Origin of the sequence: Tenacibaculum ovolyticum DSM 18103 (assembly GCF_000430545.1) — a bacterium.
GTDB classification, from domain to species: Bacteria; Bacteroidota; Bacteroidia; order Flavobacteriales; family Flavobacteriaceae; genus Polaribacter; species Polaribacter ovolyticus.
The window spans coordinates 57,162-74,284 of the sequence record NZ_AUMF01000022.1; the positions used below are offsets into that span (position 1 = coordinate 57,162).

At 29.5% G+C, this 17,123-nt stretch carries 16 protein-coding genes and 1 rRNA gene; 7 read left to right on the top strand and 10 right to left on the bottom strand.

Annotation, left to right across the window (positions count from 1 at the left end):
- Positions 1 to 46: 46 nt before the first annotated feature.
- Complete coding sequence (locus tag H518_RS0108810; protein ID WP_028888715.1) at positions 47 to 1,258, bottom strand: aminotransferase class V-fold PLP-dependent enzyme; 1,212 nt, start codon at positions 1,256 to 1,258, stop codon at positions 47 to 49.
- 93 nt (positions 1,259 to 1,351) lie between these two features.
- On the opposite strand from H518_RS0108810, the gene H518_RS0108815 reads away from it, so the two are divergent.
- The 3 genes from H518_RS0108815 (at position 1,352) to H518_RS19550 (ending at position 5,002) form a co-directional block, all read left to right on the top strand.
- Positions 1,352 to 2,677: a serine hydrolase domain-containing protein gene (locus H518_RS0108815; protein ID WP_028888716.1), complete on the top strand. Its 1,326-nt coding sequence runs from the start codon at positions 1,352 to 1,354 to the stop codon at positions 2,675 to 2,677.
- A gap of 3 nt (positions 2,678 to 2,680) precedes the next feature.
- On the top strand, positions 2,681 to 3,022 hold the full coding sequence (locus H518_RS0108820; protein WP_028888717.1) for an SdpI family protein: 342 nt from the start codon (positions 2,681 to 2,683) through the stop codon (positions 3,020 to 3,022).
- Between the two features lie 147 nt (positions 3,023 to 3,169).
- The gene (locus H518_RS19550) at positions 3,170 to 5,002 is read left to right on the top strand and encodes a hypothetical protein (RefSeq protein WP_043706765.1); all 1,833 of its coding nucleotides are present in this window, start codon (positions 3,170 to 3,172) and stop codon (positions 5,000 to 5,002) included.
- Positions 5,003 to 5,075: 73 nt separating this feature from the next.
- Here the strand turns inward: H518_RS19550 and H518_RS0108830 are convergent, their stop codons facing one another.
- Entirely contained in the window at positions 5,076 to 5,753 is a 678-nt protein-coding gene (locus H518_RS0108830; protein ID WP_028888718.1) for an SCO family protein, read from the bottom strand.
- A gap of 155 nt (positions 5,754 to 5,908) precedes the next feature.
- On the opposite strand from H518_RS0108830, the gene rseP reads away from it, so the two are divergent.
- Positions 5,909 to 7,258, top strand: coding sequence for an RIP metalloprotease RseP (rseP, locus tag H518_RS0108835; protein ID WP_028888719.1), 1,350 nt, complete (start codon positions 5,909 to 5,911; stop codon positions 7,256 to 7,258).
- 303 nt (positions 7,259 to 7,561) lie between these two features.
- On the opposite strand, the gene H518_RS0108840 is transcribed toward rseP, so the two are convergent.
- From H518_RS0108840 to H518_RS0108850, 3 genes are read right to left on the bottom strand one after another with little or no spacing between them, the layout of a single operon-like run.
- Positions 7,562 to 9,370, bottom strand: coding sequence for a GNAT family N-acyltransferase (locus H518_RS0108840; RefSeq protein WP_028888720.1), 1,809 nt, complete (start codon positions 9,368 to 9,370; stop codon positions 7,562 to 7,564).
- Between the two features lie 56 nt (positions 9,371 to 9,426).
- Positions 9,427 to 10,674, bottom strand: coding sequence for an aspartate kinase (locus H518_RS0108845; protein ID WP_028888721.1), 1,248 nt, complete (start codon positions 10,672 to 10,674; stop codon positions 9,427 to 9,429).
- Positions 10,661 to 11,146: a GNAT family N-acetyltransferase gene (locus H518_RS0108850; protein ID WP_028888722.1), complete on the bottom strand. Its 486-nt coding sequence runs from the start codon at positions 11,144 to 11,146 to the stop codon at positions 10,661 to 10,663. The genes H518_RS0108845 and H518_RS0108850 overlap by 14 nt, the downstream gene beginning before the upstream one ends.
- 308 nt (positions 11,147 to 11,454) lie before the next feature.
- On the opposite strand from H518_RS0108850, the gene fbp reads away from it, so the two are divergent.
- Entirely contained in the window at positions 11,455 to 12,477 is a 1,023-nt protein-coding gene (gene fbp / locus H518_RS0108855; RefSeq protein WP_028888723.1) for a class 1 fructose-bisphosphatase, read from the top strand.
- A 122-nt stretch (positions 12,478 to 12,599) separates the two neighbouring features.
- Positions 12,600 to 13,208, top strand: coding sequence for a superoxide dismutase (locus H518_RS0108860; RefSeq protein WP_028888724.1), 609 nt, complete (start codon positions 12,600 to 12,602; stop codon positions 13,206 to 13,208).
- 74 nt (positions 13,209 to 13,282) lie between these two features.
- Here H518_RS0108860 and H518_RS0108865 read toward each other — a convergent pair whose 3' ends face one another.
- The 4 genes from H518_RS0108865 to H518_RS0108880 all read right to left on the bottom strand — a co-directional run bounded on the left by H518_RS0108865 (position 13,283) and on the right by H518_RS0108880 (position 16,149).
- The gene (locus tag H518_RS0108865) at positions 13,283 to 13,765 is read right to left on the bottom strand and encodes an acyl-CoA thioesterase (RefSeq protein ID WP_028888725.1); all 483 of its coding nucleotides are present in this window, start codon (positions 13,763 to 13,765) and stop codon (positions 13,283 to 13,285) included.
- Between the two features lie 52 nt (positions 13,766 to 13,817).
- A complete protein-coding gene (locus H518_RS0108870; protein WP_231891975.1) occupies positions 13,818 to 14,411 on the bottom strand; it encodes a TetR/AcrR family transcriptional regulator in 594 nt (197 codons plus the stop codon).
- A gap of 83 nt (positions 14,412 to 14,494) precedes the next feature.
- The gene (locus H518_RS0108875) at positions 14,495 to 15,643 is read right to left on the bottom strand and encodes a cystathionine gamma-synthase (RefSeq protein WP_028888727.1); all 1,149 of its coding nucleotides are present in this window, start codon (positions 15,641 to 15,643) and stop codon (positions 14,495 to 14,497) included.
- 50 nt (positions 15,644 to 15,693) lie between these two features.
- Positions 15,694 to 16,149 (bottom strand): DinB family protein, encoded by a 456-nt coding sequence (locus H518_RS0108880; protein WP_028888728.1) that lies wholly within the window; start codon positions 16,147 to 16,149, stop codon positions 15,694 to 15,696.
- A 43-nt stretch (positions 16,150 to 16,192) separates the two neighbouring features.
- Between H518_RS0108880 and H518_RS0108885 the strand changes: the two genes are divergently transcribed.
- A complete protein-coding gene (locus tag H518_RS0108885) occupies positions 16,193 to 16,540 on the top strand; it encodes an arsenate reductase family protein (RefSeq protein ID WP_028888729.1) in 348 nt (115 codons plus the stop codon).
- Between the two features lie 305 nt (positions 16,541 to 16,845).
- On the opposite strand, the gene rrf is transcribed toward H518_RS0108885, so the two are convergent.
- Positions 16,846 to 16,954 (bottom strand): 5S ribosomal RNA (gene rrf, locus H518_RS0108890).
- Positions 16,955 to 17,123 lie beyond the last annotated feature (169 nt).

Here is a 17,123-nt window from a genome sequence, read left to right on the forward strand (position 1 = left end):
TTCCAAATATACAAATTTTAGAATATTCTTGAAAAATGAAAAAAGTTTAACTCAACATCATTTTTGCTTTTTTTACTGCCGCTACCAAAACATCAATTTCTTCTTTTGTATTGTAAAAAGAAAATGATGCTCTAACTGTACCAGGAATACAATAAAAATTCATAATAGGTTGTGCACAATGATGACCAGTACGAACTGCTACTCCTAATTTATCTAAGATAGAACCAATATCGTATGGATGAATTCCGTCTATATTAAAAGAAATTACAGATGCTTTATTGGTTGTTCCGTAAATTCTTAATCCTTCTATTTTTTCTAACTCTTGTGTTCCGTATGCTAATAATTCGTTTTCTTGTTTTGCTATACTTTCAAAACCGATAGTATTCATATAATCTATTGCTGCACCAAAAGCGATTCCTCCACAAATATTTGGAGTTCCTGCTTCAAACTTATGAGGTAAACCTGCATACGTAGTTTTTTCAAAAGTTACAGTTTCAATCATTTCACCTCCTCCTTGATATGGTGGTAACATATTAAGTAATTCTTCTTTACCATATAACATACCAACACCTGTTGGACCACACATTTTATGCGCAGATGCTACGTAAAAATCAACATCTAAATCTTGAACATCAGGTTTTATATGTGGCACTGCTTGTGCTCCATCAATTAAAACATAAGCTCCAAATTTGTGTGCTGCATGAATAATTTCTTCAATAGGATTTATGGTTCCTAATGCGTTAGACACATGGTTACAGAATACTATTTTGGTTTTATTATTTAGTAATTCATGATATATATCCATTCGTAGTGAACCATTTTCATCCATAGGAATCACCTTTAATACTGCTCCTGTTTTTTCACAAAGCATTTGCCAAGGAACAATATTAGAATGATGCTCTAAAGAAGAAACGATTACCTCATCTCCAGCTTTTAAAATAGTTGCAAAGCCTGAAGCTACAATATTAATACTATCTGTTGTTCCTGAAGTTAAGATAACCTCATACGAATGTTTTGCGTTAAAATGCTGTTGAATCTTAATACGAGCCTCTTCATACTTATCGGTAGCTTCTTGACTTAGTGTATGTACACCTCTATGAATATTTGCATTGTAATTAGAATAATAATCTACAATCGCATCAATTACAATTTGTGGTGTTTGCGAAGTTGCACCGTTATCAAAATACACTAATTTTTTTCCATGAACCTCTCTCTTAAGAATAGGAAAATCAGCTCTAATTTTATCTACATTAAACATATAAAAACCTAAATTTAAAGCAAAGATACCTCTTGCTTTTTAAAAACAAACATCAAACAATTAAATTCTTACATTTGCTAAAAACTGTTTTGTATGAAGATTGTAAAAAGAATACTCCTATTAATTTTAGTTATACTTGCTGTTGCAGTATATTACAACTACTCTAAGTTAAATATTCTTGCAGGCTACTCTGCAAAAAACACTGCTTCATCAGTTTTTTTAGCCAACAGAAGTTTAGAATTTACAGATAATAATGACAATGATTTTTCTCCTATTAATTTAACTTCTGATGAAATTAATGAGGAACAAAAATCAGCAACTGGGTCAGTTTTTGGTTTACTAAAAAGAAAAGCAGTTTATAGAGAAGGTTTAGGAGCTGTTTTAATTAACGATGAGTACGACTCTTCAAATAAGCCATTAACACCTAAACGTACGAAACCAGATAACACAACTTCTTTTCCGTATGGAAATGCTGATCAAAAAGATACACTATTCTCAAATATTGATTATAAAAAACTAAACGAAACTATTGATACTATTTTTAATGATAGAAACAAAACTAGGTCTGTTTTAGTTCTTTATAAAGGTAAAATTATCGCTGAAAAATATGATACTGGTTTTAACAAAAATTCTAAACAATTAGGTTGGTCTATGACCAAAAGTATTACCAGTACTATTATTGGTATTTTACAATGCAACGGTAAAATGAATGTTACATCTACTAATCTGTTTGATGAATGGAAAAATGATGAACGTAAAAATATTACGACACATAATTTACTACAAATGAATTCGGGCTTAGAATGGCTTGAAGATTATAATACTATTTCTGATGTTACAAAAATGTTGTTTCTTGAAAAAGACATGACTAAAACTCAAATAGGAAAACCTTTAATAGGAAAAGCCAACCAAACATGGAACTATTCATCAGGAACCACAAATTTACTTTCTGGTATTATTCGTAAACAATTTAATACACATCAAGAATATCTTGACTTTTGGTATAGTGCCCTAATCGATAAAATAGGAATGAACTCTATGGTTATAGAAACTGACATGAGTGGAAATTTTGTAGGTTCTTCTTACGGATGGGCAACTACAAGAGATTGGGCTAAGCTTGGCCTTTTATACTTACAAAATGGTGAATGGAACGGTGAACATCTTTTTGATAAAGATTGGGTAAATTATGCTACAACTCCTACTCCAACATCTAATAATTCATACGGAGCACAAATTTGGTTAAATGCTGGAGGAAAACATCCTGATGCTCCTAAAAATATGTACTCATTTAATGGTTATAAAGGTCAAAATGTTTTTATTTTGCCAAATCAAAATTTAGTAATCGTACGTACAGGTCTTACCAAAAATGCTGATATGAATACTCTTTTGAAAGGAATTATAACTTCTATTAAAAACTAAACAATGAACCCATACTATTACGTACTTTCTGTAAACGGATTTCTTTTTTTATTTAGTCTTATCTTTTATTTTTTCCCTCCAAAAAAAATAAATTTCATTTATGGTTACCGTACAAACAAAACAATAAAGAATGAAACTATTTGGAAATTTGCGAACAACTTTTTCACCAAACAATTTTTAAAATATTCATCTATTTCGTTTGTTGCAACTTTATTTCTAGCATATATTTCTAAAAGCTTAAGTTGGCAACCAATGGCAATTATGTTATTATCTTTAGCTGTTTCTGTTATTAAAACAGAACAAGAAATTAGTAAAAACTTTGATGAAGAAGGGGAAAAAAAATAAATTACTACATATTTTTCACTTCTTAAAACCAACACCTTAGCACCTAAATGAACTTAACAGAAAATATTATTTTAGATTAAAATATGATTTAAGTTAGCTTTTCGAAATTTATATCTAATTATTTTTACCTCTTAATTTAGATATACAATGAAAAAAGGACATTCATTTCACATTCCGGTAATGGGAATTGGATTTACTATTGATACACCAATAAAAGTCGCACAATACGGAATTGACTCAGTTATTTTTATAAGTGATGATATACTTCTTGAAAAAATGCGTAAAATGTATTCCAGTAAATTCAAACTGCCTTACACAGAAATAGGTGCTAAAGAAGAAGATTCTAGAGCTAAAAGAATTACTTCTTACTTAAACCTAATAAAAGAGATCGCAGAAAAAAAATTAGAAAACATCAAAAATGCTTCGATAGAAAAAAGTAATGAGCTTAAGAAATACTTTAGCATGTTACCAGATTCTTCAACTTTAAAGCAAGACTTTATAAAGTTAACCGATAAAATAACCGATGTTTCAGAAATAAAAAAATGGTTAAACGACAACCTATCTTTAGGTGATATTAATGTTAATATCATGACTAAGTTAGATAAGGTTAACTATAACCCTGCAAACAAAAAAGAGACTTTACCTATTGAGTTTAACGATGCACATGCAGCCTTAAGAGGATTCGCAAATAGCAACTTAAATTCATCAATGGTATTCTCTGCAGGTATGAATCCTCGTTTATTTACTTACTTAGAAAAATTCGATGATTTCTTCCCAGATTTAAATGGAGTGATTAAGAAAAAAGTAGTGATTAAAGTTAGTGATTATCGTTCTGCTTTAATTCAAGGTAAATTTTTAGCTAAAAAAGGTATTTGGGTTTCTGAATACAGAATTGAATCTGGCTTAAACTGTGGTGGACATGCTTTTGCTACTGAAGGTTTTTTAATGGGGCCTATTTTAGAGGAGTTTAAGAAAAATAGAAACGAATTAATAAATTCGGTGTACGATCTTTTAGTAAACGCTTTAGAGGCAAAAGGTAAAAGCATTCCCACAAAAACATTAACCATAAAAGTTACCGCACAAGGTGGTGTTGGAACTGCTGAAGAGCAAGAGTTTTTAATAAGTAATTACAGTCTTGACTCTGTAGGCTGGGGAAGTCCATTCTTATTAGTTCCTGAAGCAACAACTGTTGACAACAACACATTAAAACAATTACAAAAGGCAAAAGAAAAAGATTTGTTTTTAAGTAATATATCACCCTTAGGTGTACCTTTTAACAACTTAAGAGGTAATACAAAAGACATTCAAAAATTGGCTTTTATAGCCAAGGGAAGGCCTGGAAGTTCTTGTCCTAAAAAATTTTTAGCCTTAGATGGTGAGTTTTCTGAGAAAACAATATGTACTGCTTCTCGACAATATCAACACTTAAAAATTAAACAATTAGAAGATAAAAAAGCTTCGCTTTCAAACATTGAATACAAAAAAAAATATGCTAATATTGTTGATAAATCTTGTATTTGTGTTGGATTAGGTACTGCTGCTTTAGTCGTAAATGATATGGATACAAAAGTTGAAGGAGAAGGAGTTTCTATTTGCCCTGGACCAAATATGGCTTACTACTCAAAAGAAACTTCTTTATCTGAAATGGTAGGACACATCTATGGAAAAAATAATGTAATCGAAAGAGTAGATAGACCAAATGTGTTTGTTAAAGAGTTAGGTTTATACTTAGATTATTTAAAAACCAAAATAGATGAAACAACATCTGAAATGAATAAAAAGCAAGAAAAATACTTGGTTAATTTTTCAAAAAATTTAGATGAAGGTATTCATTACTACAAATCGATGTTTTTAACTATGAAATCATCATTTGAAGACACCAAACATCTAATTTTAAAAGAACTTAACAAATCTCTTGATGAATTAAAATTGATGAATGAAGATATTGACTTATTAATTTTAAATAAAATAAAAGCATAAAATTATATGCCATAAAAAAAAGACCATTAGATGAATTTCTAACGGTCTTTTTTATTTTATTATAACTACAAAATTACTTTAGATATTCTTTTTTCAACATTGTAATATCATCAATAATCTTTTGCATATTCTCCTTTTTTGTTCCGTCATAAGAACCTCTAATTTGTCCTTTTTTATCAATTAAAACAAAATTTTCAGTATGAACCCAATCATTATCTCCTCCATCACCTTCATCTAAAACAGCAAAATAATGTTTACGAGCTAAATTATAAATGTGCTTTTTATCTCCTGTAGTAACATTCCATTTACCATCTATTACTCCCTTAGAATCTGCATATTTTCTTAATTGAGGTACACTATCCATAACAGGTGTTACAGAATGTGATAAAAACATAATATCGTCATCTTCTTTATAATGCTCTTGCAGTTCGTTCATATTATACGCCATTACAATACAAATTGTTTGACAACGTGTAAAAAAGAAATCAGCTATATAAATTTTATCTTTATAATCAGCATTCGTAATCGTTTCTCCATTCTGATTAATTAATTTAAAATCTCCTATTTTATGATTTCTAGACTTTGCTCGTACTGATATATCTACCAATCGAGGATTTATATCTGCTGGATTATAAATTGGTAATTTTTCTTCAACTTTTACTAAATGATAAAAAACAGGAATCCCTACAGCACAAAATACAATTAGAAAAAGTAGTGTACTTTTCGATTTCTTAAAAAACTGTATGTCCATTTTTATTTTTTTTGTAAAAGTACGACTAAAAACAAGTTTAAATTAAACTAAAATTAAAAATTTTGTTAAACCAAACCGCATATATGCTGTAAACTTTTTACAGCTCTACTGAAAAACGTACATTTGTTCGATTTTAAATTTAGATACAAATCTCTATGGAAATTTTAATAAAAGCATCACAATTTATTTTAAGCTTATCGCTTTTAATTGTTTTACACGAATTAGGTCATTTTATTCCTGCAAAAATTTTTAAAACTAAGGTAGAAAAGTTCTATTTATTCTTTGATTATAAGTTTTCTATATTTAAAAAGAAAATAGGTGATACTGTTTATGGTATTGGTTGGATTCCGTTAGGAGGATATGTAAAAATATCAGGAATGATTGATGAGAGTATGGATACCGAACAAATGAACAAGCCTGCACAACCATGGGAATTTCGCTCTAAACCTGCATGGCAACGTTTAATAATTATGCTAGGTGGTGTAACTGTAAACTTTATATTAGGTATCGTTATTTACATTTGTTTGATGTATGCTTATGGTGAAAAATTTTTACCGAATGAAAACTTAAAAGATGGAGTTTGGGTTCAAGATCAATTAGGGAAAGATTTGGGCTTACAAACCGGAGACAAAATACTTTCTGTTGACGGGCAAACTGTTCGAAAATTTAGAGAACTTCCGTTAGAGTTTATTAATGGTAGTAATTATTCTATAGAAAGAAATGGAACTGTTATCGAAAAAGAAATCCCTACCGATTTTATTTCAAAACTAGTTGATAGAGATAAAAAATCTGGAAGTTTTATTACTCCAAGATACCCTTTTGTAATAGCTCAAGTATCTGAAGACTCACCTAATCTTAAAAGCAATTTACAACCTAAAGATATAGTTACCTCAATCAATGGTGTTTCTATTACTTATTTCGATGAGGCTCAAATTGAACTAAACAAAAATAAAGGACAAGAAATTAATATTACTATTAAAAGAGGTACTGAGAATTTAACAGTTCCTGTTAAAATTTCAGACGAAGGTAAATTAGGTGTTGCTTTAGGGCAGTTATCTTTAAAAGATTTAGAAAAATTAGGTTATTACCAATTAGCAGAAAAATCTTATTCTTTTGGTGAAGCTATTCCTGCTGGAACAGTTAAAGCATGGACTACTGTAACAAACTACGTTAAGCAAATGAAAAAAATATTTAACCCTAGCACTGGTGCTTATAAAGGGTTAGGAGGTTTTATTTCTATAGGTAGTATATTCCCATCAGAATTTAGCTGGGAAACATTTTGGAATATCACAGCTTTCTTATCAATTATGTTAGGTGTCATGAACTTATTACCTATACCTGCCTTAGATGGAGGTCATGTTGTATTTACTTTATGGGAAATGATTACAGGTAAAAAACCAGGTGATAAATTCTTAGAATATGCACAAATAACAGGTTTTATATTATTAATAACACTATTACTATTTGCAAATGGTAATGATATATTTAGAACATTTTTTAAGTAAAATACATTATATATAAAAAGGAAAAGGGATTTGTTAAAACAAATCCCTTTTCCTTTTTATATACCTTCTAACCCCACTTTTTAAAGTTCTTTTATACTAATAAGAATCTAATTACGATCCGCAGTAAAACACTCTACGCCCTCTTATTACCGCTTATATTATTCAGTACGGAGAACTACAATAATATTATATTTACACCTTATCTCCCTTTTAAAATTACATATAACAACACTTTAGTAAACAAAAAAGCATCATACTAAGTATGATGCTTTTTAATTTATTTTAGTATTAAAGTATACTACTTTATTTATTCATATTTTCAGAAGCACGTCTTTCTAATTCAGCTTGAAATTCTTCCATCACAGGCTTCACTGTACTTTCTGGTATCTCTGCAACCTTAATATACAGTAATCCATCTATTGCGTTGTTAAACTTCGGATCGACATTGAAAGCAACCAAACGAGCATTCTGCTTTACATACTTTTTAATTAGCACAGGCATACGTAATGCTCCAGGTTCAATTTCATCTATTATTTTATCAAACTTTTGCATATCTGCCTCAGTAGCATCAAAAACAAAATCCTTATCAGCATCTTTTAATTTTACTTTATACTCCTTTTTAGGGTGAATATATTGTGCTACATACGGATCGTAATAATGAGATTTCATGAACTCAATCATTAACGATTTTGAAAAATCAGAAAACTGATTACTAATACTTACACCTCCCATTAAATATTTATACTCTGGGTAACGTAACGTTGTATGCACAATCCCTTTCCATAACAAGAATAGAGGCATTGGTTTTTGCTGATAATTTTTAGATATAAAAGCCCTACCTAGCTCAATAGTATTTTGCATCATCGGATAAAGCTCTGGCTCTATTCTAAATAAAGTATGAATATAAAAACCATTAATTCCGTGTTTTTTATATATATCCTTACCCAAGCCCATTCTATATGCTCCTGCAAGTTCATTTTTAACATTATCCCATAAAAACAGGTGATGATAATACTTATCAAAACGATCTAAATCAATTGTTTTGTTCGTTCCTTCACCAACATCTCTAAAAGTAATTTCTCGTAATCTTCCTATTTCATGTAAAATGTTAGGAATCTCTTTTGCACTTGCAAAGAATACTTCATAATTTTTACTTTGTAACAACCTACTTCCTTTATCTCGTAAATCATCAACTTCTTTAACAAATAAATCAAATGCTCTTTGAGAAGTAATTTTTTTAGCCTTTTTAGGAATTTTTAAGCTTTGGGCTGATAAAATCTTTTGAGATGTTTTCTCAAACGGATTTGCTAACATATATGTTTTCTTTCTTATAAACTCATAAAAAGAAGACACATTTTTATACTGTTCCTGGTCTTTTACCGAAATAGGTTTCCCAATTCGCACCTTTATTACTCTATTTTTTTGTGAAATTATTTCAGATGGAAGTTTTGCCGTTCTTAAAGTGCTACTAATTTTAGATAAAACATAAAATAACGGACTATTTTTAGCGTGAAAATAAATAGGAATCACAGGTACTTTTGCTTTTTTAATCAAACGTACTGCTCCTTCTTCCCATGGTTTATCAACCACTAACTTTCCATCACGATGTGTTGACACTTCTCCTGCTGGAAAAATACCTAATGGTTTTCCTTCTCGTAAATGTAACAAAGCTCCTTTAATACCCGCCATACTTGATTTTGCATCTTTGTGATCCTCAAAAGGATTTACGGGCATTATATATGGCTGTAGAGGTTTAGCTCTGTGCAATAAAAAATTTGCTATAATTTTATAATCTGCTCTTTTTTCAACCAATAACTTCATTAACAAAATACCATCAATCCCTCCTAAAGGATGATTAGATATTGTAATAAAAGCATCTTTTTTTGGTATTCTTTTTAAATCATCTTCATGTATTTCAAATTCAATTTTGCAATCATCTAAAAGACCATTTAAAAAATCTAAATCAGACTTATCTTTATTGTTATCATACAATCTATTAATCGCAGAAATACGCAAAGTTTTCATCAATAACCATCCAATAAAAGTTCCGGCAGCACCGAACTTATCAACTCCAATAACTTTAGCAATTTCTTTTGATGTAACTAATCCCATTAATTCAAATTTGGCATAAATGCAAATATAATGGATTTTTTCGAGATTTACACCTTTTATTGTATAACCAACTGAGCAGTTTCAGTATTAATTTGACTAATAATTGATTTACCTCTCTTACGTATTTTAGTTATCGCTTCACCGTTGAAATGACGAATAGTATAAAGGGTTACAGCTTTGTATGACTTTATATTAAACTTTACTTTTAAATCGTTATAAAAAGCGTCAAAAAGATTATATTTATCATCAATACATACAGAAAAGCTAATCGCTGAGTTTTGAATCAAATTAACTTTTAATTTGTATTTATGTAACTTTTCAAAAACATCACTAATATTACTTTCAACCATAAAAGAAAAATCTTTTGCTGAAATTGAAACTAATATTTGGTTTTTCTTTACAATAAAACACGGCACTTCTGGTGTTATTTTTTTTCCTCTTCCAACACAAGTCCCTTTATTAGAAATGTCATCAAAAGAACGAACAAATAAAGGTATATTTTTCTGCTCTAGTGGCTGAATTGTTTTGGGGTGTATTACAGATGCTCCATAAAAAGCCATTTCTATAGCCTCTGTATATGATATTTCATTTAACAGTTCAGTCTCTGTAAAAACACGAGGATCGGCATTTAAAACCCCTTCAACATCTTTCCAGATAGTTACATTATCTGCATCTAAACAATATGCAAAAACACCTGCCGTATAATCAGATCCTTCCCTACCAAGAGTAGTCGTTTCATTATTTATACCACCTCCTAAAAAACCTTGCGTAATATTCAATTTAGAAGAAGTTACGTTTTCTTTTATTTTTTGTTCAGTTAATTCCCAATTAATTTTTGCGTCTCTATAACTACTATCTGTTTTTATATAATCTCTTACATCTAACCACTGGTTAGATACACCTATTTCAAGTAAATAAGCACTTACAATACTGGTAGATAATAATTCTCCATAACCAACTAATTGATCATAAACATAATTATAGTTTTCTGATTTATTTTCAACCATAAAACTACTTAACTCACCTAATAAAAAATTAACTCTATTAAGAATTTCATTATGTTCTTCGAATAAATCTGTTATTATTTTTTTATGAAAATCTTCAACAAAATCTAACGAGCTTTTTAAGTTTTCTTTTTTATAAAAATAAGCCTCTACAATTTCTTCAAAAGCATTCGTCATTTTTCCCATTGCAGAAATAACAACCAAAACATTTTCAACTCCCTCATGCTGTAATACACGAGCTACATTTTTTACTCCTTTAGCATCTTTTACTGATGCGCCTCCAAACTTAAATATTCTCATTACAAAATTGCATTAAACTTTCTTCATTCATATGACAAACTCTCCATTCACTATAAACCGTTGCCCCTGTATTTTTATAAAACTCTATAGCATTTACATTCCAATCTAATACTTCCCATGCGACTCTCTTAAACTTATTCTCTTTTGCATATTTCATAATTGAAGCGTATAGTTTTTTACCAGCTCCAATTCCTCTTTTTGTCTCAGTAACCATTAAGTCTTCTAAATGAATCGACTTTCCTTTCCATGTAGAATAACGTTCATAAAAAAGAGTCATTCCTATAATAGTTCCATCTGCTTCTTCAGCAACAAAAGTTTTAAATTTAGGATTCTCAGAAAAACCATCGTCAATCAAGTTTTCTACAGTAATTTCTACCGCATTAGGTTCTTTTTCAAAAACAGCCAACTCAATAATTAAGTTTAATATTGCTTGCGCATCTTTTTTTTCTCCTGATCTAATTATAAAGCTCATTATAAAAATTTTGTGTAAAGATAATTCTTAAAACATTCCTTAAAAAAACAAATGAAAAATTAAAACACATCGTTTGTTTTTGTTCAAAATTTTAAAAAGTATGTATTCGATAACTTTCTTTAGATTACGTTAATTTCATATTATTCTCAACTAAACAAACTGCTTCAACTTATTTTTTATTTAAAAAACACTACTCTAAAACATATCTAATAAATAATAAGTACTGTTTTAATTAAAATTAATATTCGAAATCATTGTAGTTACTCTAAAAAGTTGGCATCTTTGTACTGACAACACAAAATTTTGACATGAATAACAAGCACATGACTCTTGGTGAGTATATAATTGGTAATCAAAAAGATTTTAAATATTCTTCTGGTGAGCTATCTCGTTTAATAAACTCTATTCGTTTAGCTGCCAAAGTAGTAAATCATGAAATCAGAAAAGCTGGTTTAGTTGATATCACTGGAGCTTCTGGAGATGTTAATGTACAAGGAGAAACACAACAAAAGCTAGATGTTTTAGCAAATGATTTATTTAAAAGAACATTAATAAATAGAGAGATTGTTTGTGGGATTGCTAGTGAAGAAGAAGATGACTTTGTTGTTGTTGAAGGTCAAAATAAAACAAACGAAAACAAATATATCTTATTAATGGATCCTTTAGATGGTTCTTCTAATATTGATGTAAATGTTTCTGTAGGTACTATTTTTTCTATTTACAGAAGAGTATCTCCTAACGGAACTCCTGTAACTAAAGAAGATTTTTTACAAAAAGGATCTGAACAGGTTGCAGCTGGTTATGTTGCCTATGGTACTTCTACAATATTAGTTTTTACTACTGGAAACGGAGTGAATGGTTTTACTTTAAATCCTGCTATTGGAACCTTCTATTTATCACACCCTAATATTCAAATTCCAGAAAATGGTAGTATTTACTCAATTAATGAAGGAAACTATGTGCATTTTCCCAAAGGAGTAAAAGAGTATTTAAAATACTGTCAAGAAGAAAAAGAAAATAGACCATATACTTCTAGATACATTGGTTCATTAGTATCTGATTTTCATAGAAATATGATTAAAGGAGGTATTTATATTTATCCAACGAGTACTATTGGCCCTAAAGGTAAGTTGCGTTTATTATATGAATGTAATCCAATGGCTTTTATAGCAGAACAAGCTGGTGGTAAAGCAACTGATGGTTATAAAAGAATTTTAGATTTAGAACCTACCGAATTACATCAACGTGTTCCTTTTTTCTGTGGAAGTACACACATGGTTAAAAAAGCAGAAGAGTTTATGGCAAAATATCCAGAAGACGCAAATTACTAGTATTATAACATATATTTATGCTGTTATAAATTTAGAATAAGGTAAACAGTTGTTTGCCTTATTTTTTTGAATTAAATTTACATTTGTAAAAACAACAAATTAACTTATTAAAACATACAATTATGGCTTTTAACTTACCAGAATTAGGATATGCTTACGATGCATTAGAACCAAATATAGATGCTAGAACTATGGAAATTCACCATAGTAAACACCATAACGGTTATACAACCAAATTAAATGCAGCTATTGCAGGGACTGATTTAGAAGGTAAAACTATTGAAGATATTCTTACTAATTTAGATATGAGTAACGGAGGTGTTCGTAATAATGGTGGAGGTTTTTATAATCACTCATTATTTTGGACTGTAATGAATCCTGAAGATAGAGGTTATTTATCTGGTGAATTAAAAGACGCTATTGAAGCTGAATTTGGTTCTAAAGATGCTTTTATTGAAGCTTTTTCTAAAGCTGCTGCAACACAATTTGGTTCAGGATGGGCTTGGTTATGTGTTCATAAAGGAGGAAAGATTGAAGTTTGTTCTACTCCAAATCAAGACAACCCATTAATGCCTGGTGTTGCTTGTGAAGGGACTCCAATTTTAGGATTAGATGTATGGGAACATGCTTACTATTTAAACTATCAAAACCGTCGTCCTGATTATATTGATGCTTTCTTTAAAGTAATTAACTGGAACGAAGTTGAAAAAAGATATGCAGAGGCTAAATAGTATCTTAATTACTTTTTAGTAAATCATTCTTATAAAAAAGAGCCTGAAATTAAAAATTTCGGGCTCTTTCATGTTTAAACTTTTTGAAATCGTAAATTTGCAACTCTCTCTTCAAAACTTTCTTCCTTTAATGGTAAAAGTGCATTTTTGAATAATTCTAGTAAATCTTCAGAATGATTTTCTGAAGATAATTTCATTAAATTAAAATACACAAATGAACTCCAAAGCACAGCTTTAAGCACTGTCTTAGTTTCATTCCACATTCGTATTTCAACTAATAATTTTTTACTCCCATATTTAATTAATTGAGAATCTATAGTAACGGTCTCCATTAAAGTAGCTGGTTTTAAATAAGCTATTTGATGTGTAGCTACCACCCAACTTTTACCTGTTGTTTTACCATGTTTATAAATATCTAAATTATAATTATCAATCAATTGATCTTCTCTAGCATTTATAAGATAATTAAAGTAGGAAGCATTATTTAAATGATTAAAAGGATCACAATCTTGAAACCTTATTTTTGTTTTACTTTCTAAAATTTTTGGTAATTCCATTATGTTAAATTTTTAAATATACCAATCGGTATATTTTTGATTAAAAAAATAGTTATTGTTGTAATTGTTCTTTTATGATTTCTTCAATTGTTTGAGATAAATCAATAAGATAGCTATCATCTTTCATAATATAAGACATATAAACCGCCCCTTCAATCATATAAAAAAAACGTTTCGCATAACGCATACTATCTATTGAATTTTTTATTTGATTAGATTTTTTTCCCATGTCAATGAGTTCAGCAAAACGATCTAAGATCCTATAATTATATGATTGAACTAATTTAGAAATTTTACTGTTTTGGTTATCTGAATCAACCCCTATATTTAAGATAGGACAACCTCCAAATTGCTTATTATAATGATAATACCCTTTATAAAAAGAAGCTATATTTAATAACATATCTAAAGGTGTTTTTCCTTTAGCTACTTCTTTATTTAAATCTTTTAAAACTCTTCTTACAGAAAACTTAAAAGCCTCTAAAGCTAAGTTTTCTTTATTTTCAAAATGCCCATATATTGCTCCTTTTGTTAAACCAGTTGCTGTAGTAATTTTAGACAAGCTCATCGCTGAATACCCATTCTTATTAAAAATAGGTGCAACAGTTTCAATTATAAAAGCTTTTGTTTTTTCTGATTTTGACAAAATAAAAAATTATGTTACAAATATATATAAAATATACCAATTAGTATATTTTATATATAACCTCTTAATTAAAGGATTTTAAATTAAGTATTTAGTGCTTGTTCTAAATCTTCTAGCAAATCCTTAATATCTTCTACTCCTACACTTAAACGTATCAGAGAATCAGTTATTCCTATTTTTAATCGTTCTACTTCAGGTATAGAACCATGTGACATTGTTACTGGATGATTTACAAGGCTTTCTACTCCGCCTAAAGATTCGGCCAATGTAAATATTTTGGTATTTTCTAAAAAAGTAAATGCAGCCTCTTTACTTTCATCTTTTAACCGGAAAGAAACCATTCCTCCAAAATCATCCATTTGTTTCTTAGCAATTTCATGATTTGGATGATTAGGTAGCCCTGGGTAGTATACGATCCCTATTTTGGGATGATTGACTAAGTATTCTGCTACCAATTTACCATTTTCACAATGACGCTTCATTCGTAAATGCAATGTTTTAATTCCTCTTAAAACTAAAAAAGAATCCATAGGTCCTGCGATTGCTCCAGCTGCAAATTGTATAAAATGCAGTTCTTTTGCTAGTATTTCGTTTTTGACTATTAAAGCCCCCATCACTGAATCAGAATGTCCTCCTAAGTATTTTGTTGCAGAATGCATTACAATATCTACACCTAAATCTAAAGGTCGTTGTAGATATGGAGTAGCAAATGTATTATCAACAGCTATTAAAATATTACTATCTATTGCTTTAACAACTTTTGTTATCTCAGCAATATCTGCTATTTTCATTAACGGATTGGTTGGAGTTTCTAACCAAATTAACTTAGTTTTATTGGATACCGCATTAGATACATTACTAATCAAATCCATATCTGTAAATATAAACTTGAGTCCATATTGTTTAAATAACTTAGTAAACATACGATATGTACCTCCATATAAATCATCTCCTGCAATAACTTCATCCCCTGGCTTCAAAGTTCTTAAAACACAGTCAATAGCAGATAATCCAGATGAAAATGCAAAACCATGTGTTCCATTTTCAATAGCTGCAAAAGCATTTTCAACCGCTGTCCGGGTAGGGTTCTCTCCTCTAGAATAGCCATATCCTTTATGAACTCCTGGGCTCGTCTGTGCATACGTAGATGTTTGAAATATAGGTGGCATTACCGATCCTGTAGCCTCTTCAATTTGCTGTCCCCCATGAATCATCTTTGTATTCAATTTCATTATAATAAAATTAAAAGGTTTATACTTTGAAATAAAACAACTTATAAGAATTAAACTAACTTTGTTAAAGCCATTATAGTTCCTAAATGAATTCCTTCATGTAAATTATTAAAAGCAATAGCAGTTTCTACTGAATTTAATACAAAACCAAGACTCGTTTCATAAGTAGTAAACTCTGTAAATATTCCTGCTTCGTAATCTTCTTTTAAAGTATCTGGCAATCCAATCAATAATTCTTTTACTTCTTCAAACTCTTCTTCAGAAAATATACCTGTAGGTAAAGTTCCCTTTTTATAACCTTCTATTAATTCATCAGATGCTAAGCAATTTAATCCTGACAATTTATAATGCAACAACTGTTGTGTTACTACTAAATGAGCTACATTCCATGCAATATTGTTTTTAAATCCATCTGGTATTAAATGCAATTGCTCAATTGATAAGTTTTCTATTTTTTTTAAAATTAATTCTCTCGATTTTTTTAAAATTTCAAATTGCGTATTCATTATTCTACTTATTTTAGCGTAGTTCAAAGATAATTATTAAACAATGAAGAAAGTATATTTTTTAAAAACTTGTGATACTTGCCGTCGTATCTTAAAAGAAGTTAACCTAGATGGTATAGAGGAACAAGAAATAAAAACAAATCCAATAACTATTCGACAGTTAGAAGAGATGAGAAAGCTAACTGATAGCTATGAAAGCCTATTTAACAAACGTGCTAGACTCTATAAAGAAAGAGATTTAAAAAATAAAGAAATTTCTGAAACAGATTATCGTGAGTACATTTTAGATGAATATACATTTTTGAAACGTCCTGTTTTTATAATAGAAGATGAAATTTTTATAGGGAATAGTAAAAAAGTAGTTGAATCTTTAAAGAAAAAACTTAATTGATTCATAAAATCAAGTGATTAAAATTACATTAGTATTTTTATAACATAAATTAATCACTTTTATTTATGTTGTGAAAATACTGATATTATCATTCAAAGTAAACACGTTATATTAGATACAAAAGGTATAATACGAACTCATATGTACTGAGAATGCAATCTTTGTATTATTAATTTAACTCTTATTAAAACAGCATTCTTATCCCCCTAATTGGATTGGTAGTTTTATTAAATACTAATTGTTTGTTTTCATTTCAGTTTAGCGCAAAAAAAAACCTCAATCTAGTTATAGATTGAGGTTTAAAAGAAAGGCAACGACCTACTCTCCCACCATTGGCAGTACCATCGGCGCAAATGGGCTTAACTTCTCTGTTCGGGATGGAAAGAGGTGAGCCCCATTGCGATAATCACCTTAAATCGTTCAGTATATTTCAACTGTATAAGTTAACATATTAGTAAAATCATATCGTAAATTATCAAAAGAGTTTGCGTCCCGACCCGAAGGTCGGGAACTATACATAAGCCTATGGGTTATTAGTAATACTCGGCTATGACATTACTGCCTTTACACCTGTATCCTATCA

Excerpts from the sequence above, each read along its gene's own strand:
- H518_RS0108810 (WP_028888715.1), bottom strand. The coding sequence starts at position 1,258 with ATGTTTAATGTAGATAAAATTAGAGCTGATTTTCCTATTCTTAAGAGA.
- H518_RS0108875 (WP_028888727.1), bottom strand. The coding sequence starts at position 15,643 with ATGAAATTGAATACAAAGATGATTCATGGGGGACAGCAAATTGAAGAG.
- H518_RS0108845 (WP_028888721.1), bottom strand. The coding sequence starts at position 10,674 with ATGAGAATATTTAAGTTTGGAGGCGCATCAGTAAAAGATGCTAAAGGA.
- H518_RS0108815 (WP_028888716.1), top strand. The coding sequence starts at position 1,352 with ATGAAGATTGTAAAAAGAATACTCCTATTAATTTTAGTTATACTTGCT.
- H518_RS0108840 (WP_028888720.1), bottom strand. The coding sequence starts at position 9,370 with ATGGGATTAGTTACATCAAAAGAAATTGCTAAAGTTATTGGAGTTGAT.
- H518_RS0108850 (WP_028888722.1), bottom strand. The coding sequence starts at position 11,146 with ATGAGCTTTATAATTAGATCAGGAGAAAAAAAAGATGCGCAAGCAATA.
- H518_RS0108820 (WP_028888717.1), top strand. The coding sequence starts at position 2,681 with ATGAACCCATACTATTACGTACTTTCTGTAAACGGATTTCTTTTTTTA.
- fbp (WP_028888723.1), top strand. The coding sequence starts at position 11,455 with ATGAATAACAAGCACATGACTCTTGGTGAGTATATAATTGGTAATCAA.
- H518_RS0108880 (WP_028888728.1), bottom strand. The coding sequence starts at position 16,149 with ATGAATACGCAATTTGAAATTTTAAAAAAATCGAGAGAATTAATTTTA.
- H518_RS0108885 (WP_028888729.1), top strand. The coding sequence starts at position 16,193 with ATGAAGAAAGTATATTTTTTAAAAACTTGTGATACTTGCCGTCGTATC.
- rseP (WP_028888719.1), top strand. The coding sequence starts at position 5,909 with ATGGAAATTTTAATAAAAGCATCACAATTTATTTTAAGCTTATCGCTT.
- H518_RS0108865 (WP_028888725.1), bottom strand. The coding sequence starts at position 13,765 with ATGGAATTACCAAAAATTTTAGAAAGTAAAACAAAAATAAGGTTTCAA.
- H518_RS0108830 (WP_028888718.1), bottom strand. The coding sequence starts at position 5,753 with ATGGACATACAGTTTTTTAAGAAATCGAAAAGTACACTACTTTTTCTA.
- H518_RS19550 (WP_043706765.1), top strand. The coding sequence starts at position 3,170 with ATGAAAAAAGGACATTCATTTCACATTCCGGTAATGGGAATTGGATTT.
- H518_RS0108860 (WP_028888724.1), top strand. The coding sequence starts at position 12,600 with ATGGCTTTTAACTTACCAGAATTAGGATATGCTTACGATGCATTAGAA.